Raw genomic sequence first — 6,842 nt, 5'->3', positions numbered from 1 at the left:
GGCCCGCCACCTCGGACATCGGCGCAAGCAGCGGCAGCGCCCCGCCGGGCGTCTGCACGGTCTCGTAGGCGATGGCCGTGGTGCCCGCGTCCAGCAGCGCCCTGGTCAGCGGCCGGTCGGCGGCCAGGTGCAGGTAGGTGAACAGCACCTGCCCCCGGCGCAGCCGCGGGTACTCCTCGGCGATGGGCTCCTTGACCTTGAGCACCAGCTCGCCCTCGGCCCACACGTCCTCGGCCGAGGCCAGCACCTTCGCGCCCACCGCGAGGTACTCCTCGTCCGGGATGGCCGACCCCAGGCCGGCACCCGCCTCCACGAAGACCTGGTGGCCGCGCGCGGTCAGCTCGTGGGCGCCCGCCGGGGTCAGCGCGACGCGGTACTCGTGGTTCTTGATCTCGCGGGGAACTGCGATCCGCACGGTCGCCTCCTTCAGCTGCTGTTACGCCAAAGGTCCGCGAGCGGGGTACCCGTGTCATCGTGCGGCCAACACCAACGGGACGAACCCGCGTTGTGCCGGCCGCACAACGGCGGAGGTCGGTCGCGTTGACACCCGCGCACGCGGGGACCTAGCGTCTGCCCATCAGGGCAAACTGAACATCGGCCGTGGTGCCACCCGGCACCGCAACCCGGGCGGGAGAGCCTCCAGGCGAGCTGGAGCGCCGAAGGAGCAAGCACCCCGCACACTCTCAGGCACCGAGAACCGTCCGGGCGAGGCGACTCTGGAAAGCGCGCCCCGGCGCGCACCCACGGTGCAAGCCGCGCGCGCGGCGAAGCTCTCAGGTCCCAGGACAGAGCAGGGGAACCCGTACTTCTCCTGAGGAGCGCTGCCGTGACCTACCCCGATCAGCTGCTGTACACCCCCGAGCACGAGTGGGTCGACTGGGCGCCGGGCACCCAGGACCCCGTGCCCGTCGGCATCACCTCCTACGCCGCCGAATCGCTGGGCGACATCGTCTTCGCGCAGCTGCCCGAGGTCGGCGACCGCGTCACCTCCGGGCAGGTGTGCGGCGAGCTGGAGTCGACCAAGTCCGTCAGCGACCTGTACGCGCCGGTCAGCGGCGAAGTCGTGGAGGTCAACCGGGCCGTGGTCGACGACCCGGCGGCGATCAACGCCGACCCGTACCGCGCCTGGCTGTTCAAGGTGGCCGTGGAGGAGGCGGAGGGCCTGCTGACCGCCGCCCGGTACGCCGAGCTGACCGGGGACTGACGCCGTGGCCATCAGCGTCTTCGACCTGTTCACCGTCGGCATCGGCCCGTCCAGCTCGCACACCGTGGGCCCGATGCGCGCCGCGGCCATGTTCGCCGACCGGCTGCGCACGCGCGGCCCGCTGGCGGCGGTGGACCGGGTGCACGTCGAGCTGTTCGGCTCGCTCGGCGCGACCGGGCACGGGCACGGCAGCGCCAAGGCCGTGCTGCTGGGCCTGGAGGGCCACCGGCCCGAGGAGGTCGACCCGGTGGCGGCGGGCGCGCGGGTGGAGCGGATCAGGTCCTCCGGGCGGCTGCTGCTCGGCGGCGAGCGCGAGGTGCCGTTCACCGAGGACCGCGACCTGGTGATGCACCGGCGCAAGTCGCTGCCGCTGCACCCCAACGGGATGAGCTTCGCCGCGTTCAGCGCGGGCACCGAGGTGGACCGCGCGGTGTACTACTCGGTGGGCGGCGGGTTCGTGGTGGACGAGGACGCCGCCGGGGCGGACCGGATCAAACCGGACGCGACCCCGGTCCGCCACCCGTTCCGCACCGGCGACGAGCTGCTGGCCCGCACCCGCGAGACCGGGCTGCCGATCAGCGAGGTCATGCTGGCCAACGAGCTGTCCTGGCGCGACGAGGCGTCGGTGCGGTCCGGGCTGCTGCACATCTGGGACGTCATGCAGGAGTGCGTGGAACGCGGGTGCACCGAGCAGGGCGTGCTGCCCGGCGGGCTGAAGGTCCGGCGGCGGGCGGCGGACATGCGGCGGCGGCTGATGGGCGAGCACTACGCGACCGACCCGCTGCGCGTGATGGACTGGGTGACGCTGTTCGCGCTGGCGGTCAACGAGGAGAACGCGGCGGGCGGGCGCGTGGTCACCGCGCCCACGAACGGCGCGGCGGGCATCGTGCCCGCGGTGCTGCACTACTACGCGCGGTTCGTGCCGGGGGCGACGGACGACGGTGTGGTGCGGTTCCTGCTCACGGCGGGAGCGGTGGGCGTGCTGTTCAAGGAGAACGCGTCCATCTCCGGGGCCGAGGTGGGCTGCCAGGGCGAGGTCGGGTCGGCGTGCTCGATGGCGGCGGCCGGGCTGGCCGAGGTGCTGGGCGGCACGCCGGAGCAGGTGGAGAACGCCGCCGAGATCGCCATGGAGCACAACCTCGGGTTGACGTGCGACCCGATCGGCGGGCTGGTGCAGATCCCGTGCATCGAGCGCAACGCGCTGGCGTCGATCAAGGCGATCACGGCGGCGCGGATGGCGCTGCGGGGCGACGGGTCGCACTTCGTGTCCCTGGACAAGGTCATCAAGACGATGCGGGAGACCGGGAAGGACATGAAGGACAAGTACAAGGAGACCGCGCGCGGCGGCCTCGCCGTCAACGTCATCGAGTGCTGACCCCCTCCCCCCCTCCGCCCCGCGAGTCGAACGCTCAGGTACCGCGAGTCGAACGCTCAGGACCCCTGAGTTCTACGTTCGGGGCGGGTCAAGGGCGTGCGCTCGCCGCGCGGCAGGTCGCCAAGGACGGCGCGCGCAGCCCTGGTGCGTCGGCAAGTACTACCCGAGGCCGCCGGGAGGGCCGGTAACTACACCCCGACCCACGCGACCCCGACCCGCGCGAAAGCACAGGTCGGGGCGCGAAAGGGCGGGTCGGGGTGCGCGAATGTTGAATTCAGGGTGTCTGGAGGTTCGACTCGCGGGGGGCGGCACGCCCGACACGCCCGCGACCGGGTGACGCCGGGGGCGGGCGTGGTCGTCCTGAGCGTTGAACTCGGGGGTTCTGAGGGTTCGACTCGCGGGGGTCAGTGGGGGAGGACGGACTCGATCGCCTCGGTGACGGCGGGGTCCTCGGGGTCGGTGCGGGGGCGGAAGCGCGCGACCACCTTGCCGTCCGGCGCGACGAGGAACTTCTCGAAGTTCCACTGCACGTCCCCGGCCTCGCCGTCGGCGTCCGGGACCTCCACCAGCTCCGCGTAGACCGGGTGCCGGGACGGCCCGTTCACCTCGGTCTTCTCGAACAGCGGGAACGTCACCCCGTACGTCGTCGAGCAGAACGTCGCGATCTCCTCCGCGCTGCCGGGCTCCTGCCCCATGAACTGGTTGCAGGGGAAGCCCACCACGGAGAACCCGCGCTCCGCGTAGCGCTCCTGCAACCGCTCCAGCCCGGCGTACTGGGGCGTCAGGCCGCACCGGGAGGCGACGTTGACCACCAGCAAAGCCTTGCCGCCCAACGAACCCAGGCTGGTCGGCTCACCGGACAGGGTGCGGGCGGGAATGTCGAGGACGCTCATGGCGCCACCCTACGCGGACCCGGCGCGACCGCGCGGCGAGAGCCGGGCGGCGGGAGCCGGGCGCGGCTCAGAAGGCGAAGACGGGGCCGGTGCTCGCCCGCAGCAGGCAGGAGTTGGCGTACTCGGAGGTGAACGTCCGCTCCCGGCCGCGCCAGGTGCCGGTGGCGGTCACCCGCACCGGGGCGTACTGGAACGTACAGACCGCGGTCTCGGTCGCCAGGTCCTCGATGCGCCCGTCCACCTCCGACAGCGCGCCGCACGCCTCGGCGGCGTTGGCGTGGTCGCCGCCCGTGGGCTCGCAGTGCAGCCGCGCGGTGCGTATCGAGTCGGTCTGCACGGACAGCACGAAGGAGGACTGCGGGACGGGCACGGCGGAGATCAGCGCGGCGGCGGCCGCGGCCATGGGAAGTAGCACCATGCGGACACAGTGGCCCGCCCCGCGCCGCCGCTCCAGTGATCTCACCGCATCGTGTGAGGGGCGGTGAACCTGATCGGGTTCACGCGGTCAGCGGCTGGTCAGACCCCGGCGCCCGGCCCAAGGTGGGGGGATGACGACCGAGACGAGGGCAGTGCGCAGGGTGGCCCTGGCCAGTTCGGCGGGCAACGCGGTGGAGCTGTACGACTTCCTACTCTACGGCACCGCCTCCGCGCTCGTGTTCGACAAGCTGTTCTTCCCCTCGTTCGACCCGAGGATCGGCGTGCTGCTCTCGCTGGCCACCTTCGGCGCGGGTTTCCTGGCCCGCCCGCTGGGCGGTGTGGTCATCGGCCACTTCGGCGACCGGATCGGCCGCCGCTCGATGCTGGTGCTCACGCTCACCGTGACCGGTGTGTGCACCGCGCTGATCGGGTTATTGCCGACCTATGCGTCGATCGGGGTGGCCGCGCCGGTGCTGCTGGTGCTGCTGCGGGTCGTGCAGGGCTTCTTCCTCGGCGGCGAGCAGGGCGGGGCGACGCTGATGGCGGTCGAGCACGCGCCGCCGGGCCGCTCCGGGTGGTACGGCAGCTGGACGTTCCTGGGCTCGCCGGTCGGCCTGCTGCTGGCCAACGGCGCGATGGCCGCGGCGACCGCGGTGTCCGGCCCGGCGTTCCTGGCGTGGGGCTGGCGGCTGCCGTTCCTGTTCAGCCTGGTGCTCGTGGCCGTCGGGCTGTACGTGCGGCTGTCGGTGGAGGAGAGCCCGGTGTTCCGCAGGGCCCGCGCCGAGCGGGGCACCGTGCGGGTGCCGGTGGTCGAGGTGCTGCGCCGGTCGTGGCGCTCGGTGCTGCTCGGCGCGGGGGTGAACCTGGGGTTCAACATGTTCATCTTCGTGGTGGTGACCTTCGCCGTGTCCTACGGCACCCGGCAGCTCGGGTTGCCGCGCCAGCTGCTGCTCACCGCGAGCCTGGTCGGCGCGTTCGCCCAGGCGCTGGCGATCCTGGTGTTCGCCCGGCTGTCCGACCGGGTCGGCCGCCTGCCGGTGATGCTGGGCGGCAGCGTGTTCCTGGCCGCCGTCGCGTTCCCGTTCTTCGCGCTGCTGGAGACGGAGCGGACCGGGCTGGTGGTGCTGGCCATGGTGCTGGCCTTCACGGGGTCGGCGGCGCTGTTCGGGCCGATGCCCGCCTACTACGCCGAGCTGTTCGGCACGCGGGTGCGCTACAGCGGGGTGTCGCTGAGCTACCAGCTCGGCGCGGTGCTCGGCGGCGGGGTGTCGCCGGTGGTCGCGGCCTGGCTGGTGGGCTGGGCGGGCGGCGGCTCGTGGGCGGTGTCGCTGTACCTGGTCGGGGGCGGCGCGGTGAGCGCCCTGTGCGTGCTGGCGATCGGCGAGACGATGCGCCGCCCGGAGGCGAGCGCGGTCACCCCAGCAGCCGAGCCAACACGTCCCTGACCGCGCCCGCCGGGTCGTCGGGCGGTTCGGCGGTGCGCCAGGCGACCACGCCGTCCGGCCGCAGCAGGCTCGCGCCGCGAGCGCCGATGCCGAAGCGGCGGGCCAGCTCCCCGGTCGGGTCGGCCAGTTCGGGGACGCGGACCGGCGCGTCCCGCCACGCCGGGTCGAGGGTGATCAGCGTCCAGTCGCCGAAGAAGTCCGCGGGGGACCGGTCGCCCAGCGGCACGTGCGGCGCGCGGAAACCCGGACGGCCGCTGGGCTGGAACGGGTCCTCCATCGGGGCCGGGTCGTCGTCGTCGATCAGGACCGCGCGGGAGCGGCAGCGGTAGCCCAGGGTGAGCTGGTGCGGGTCCACCGGGTCGGGGATGTCCGGCCCGGCCAGGTGCGGGGCCATCCGCCGCACGTAGTTGTTCAGCGATCCGTCGGCCACCAGCCTCGCGTACGGTCCGCGCTCGGCGTCGTAGCTGTCCAGCAGGCCCGGCCCGGCCTCGCCGCGCAGCACCGCCGCCAGCTTCCAGGCGATGTCGAAGCCGTCGCCGATCGCGGTGTTGCCGCCCAGTCCGCCGGTCGGCGGGGTCACCTTGGCCGCGTCGCCGACCAGGAACACCCGGCCGTCGCGCAACCGGGTGCTCACCCAGTGGGCCATCTCCCAGGTGGTGGTCTCGACGATCTCCGGTTCCAGGTCCGGCAGGCCGGTGGCCACGCGCAGCAGCTCGGCGCAGCGGCTGGGCGGGTAGTCGGCGGGGGACTCGCGCGTCGGGTCGTACTCGACGGCCATCGCGTTGCGGCGCGGGGTGTTCGAGGCGACGAACACGCCGGTGAAGGCGGGGTTGCGGAGGTAGAAGAGGGTGAATCGGTCGTGGGCGAGCACGTCGTCGAGGTCGGCGTCGAACACGATGCCGATGTGGCTGGACAGCCGCCCCCGCCCGGTGCGCTCGATGCCCAGCGCCTGCCGCACCGGGCTGTGCGCGCCGTCCGCGGCGACCAGGTAGTCGGCGCGGACGGTGCTGCTGCGGCCGGTGGTGCGGTCGAGCAGTCGCGCCGTCACGCCCGTGCCGTCCTGCTCGAAGGAGGTCAGCTCGGTCCGGAACCGCACGTCCGCGCCCAGCGCGCGGGCGCGGTCCAGCAGCACCGGCTCGACGTGCTCCTGGCCGGACAGGCCCGGCCGCTCCGGGCTCAGCGCCGAGGCCGGGTCCTCGCCGTCGTGGACGATGGTGTGCAGCACCGGCCCGCGCAGGCTCTCGGCGACCTTGATGACCAGGCCGTCCACGCCTTCGCTGCCCTGGAGCACCTCGTCGGCCACGCCGCCGGTGCGCAGCAGCTCCATGGTCCGGTGGTGCTGGCCGGTCGCCCTGGGGTGCGTCGAGGTGCCCCCGTGCTTGGAGATCCCGAGGACCCGGACGCCCCGCTGGGCGAGGAACAGGGTGGCGGACAGGCCGCCCAGCCCCGCTCCCACGACCAGTACTTGCACGCGCTCGTCTGTTGTCATGCCAAGAATCTTAGAAGCT

At 73.1% G+C, this 6,842-nt stretch carries 6 protein-coding genes, 1 pseudogene and 1 riboswitch; of the genes and pseudogenes, 3 read left to right on the top strand and 4 right to left on the bottom strand.

Features of this window, described 5'->3' with window-relative positions:
- Positions 1-415 (bottom strand): annotated as a pseudogene (locus tag IEZ00_RS37525) (alanine dehydrogenase); the annotation flags it as partial.
- 203 nt (positions 416-618) lie between these two features.
- Positions 619-710, top strand: a riboswitch (glycine riboswitch).
- Between the two features lie 116 nt (positions 711-826).
- Between IEZ00_RS37525 and gcvH the strand changes: the two are divergent.
- Entirely contained in the window at positions 827-1,204 is a 378-nt protein-coding gene (gene gcvH, locus IEZ00_RS33260) for a glycine cleavage system protein GcvH (RefSeq protein WP_189227351.1), read from the top strand.
- 4 nt (positions 1,205-1,208) lie between these two features.
- The gene (locus tag IEZ00_RS33255) at positions 1,209-2,579 is read left to right on the top strand and encodes an L-serine ammonia-lyase (protein WP_189227350.1); all 1,371 of its coding nucleotides are present in this window, start codon (positions 1,209-1,211) and stop codon (positions 2,577-2,579) included.
- Positions 2,580-2,983: 404 nt separating this feature from the next.
- Here the strand turns inward: IEZ00_RS33255 and IEZ00_RS33250 are convergent, their stop codons facing one another.
- Complete coding sequence (locus tag IEZ00_RS33250; protein WP_189227349.1) at positions 2,984-3,472, bottom strand: glutathione peroxidase; 489 nt, start codon at positions 3,470-3,472, stop codon at positions 2,984-2,986.
- 67 nt (positions 3,473-3,539) lie between these two features.
- Positions 3,540-3,890 carry an SSI family serine proteinase inhibitor gene (locus tag IEZ00_RS33245; RefSeq protein WP_189227348.1) on the bottom strand — a complete coding sequence of 117 codons (351 nt, stop codon included), beginning with the start codon at positions 3,888-3,890 and terminating at the stop codon, positions 3,540-3,542.
- 130 nt (positions 3,891-4,020) lie between these two features.
- On the opposite strand from IEZ00_RS33245, the gene IEZ00_RS33240 reads away from it, so the two are divergent.
- The gene (locus tag IEZ00_RS33240) at positions 4,021-5,334 is read left to right on the top strand and encodes an MFS transporter (RefSeq protein WP_189227347.1); all 1,314 of its coding nucleotides are present in this window, start codon (positions 4,021-4,023) and stop codon (positions 5,332-5,334) included.
- On the opposite strand, the gene rdmE is transcribed toward IEZ00_RS33240, so the two are convergent.
- Complete coding sequence (gene rdmE, locus IEZ00_RS33235; RefSeq protein ID WP_189227346.1) at positions 5,303-6,823, bottom strand: aklavinone 12-hydroxylase RdmE; 1,521 nt, start codon at positions 6,821-6,823, stop codon at positions 5,303-5,305. The two genes, IEZ00_RS33240 and rdmE, sit on opposite strands and share 32 nt — an antisense overlap.
- Positions 6,824-6,842 lie beyond the last annotated feature (19 nt).

It is taken from the genome of Saccharothrix coeruleofusca, from assembly GCF_014648515.1.
Classification (GTDB): Bacteria; Actinomycetota; Actinomycetes; order Mycobacteriales; family Pseudonocardiaceae; genus Actinosynnema; species Actinosynnema coeruleofuscum.
This window is presented reverse-complemented; position numbering and strand designations above follow the sequence as displayed.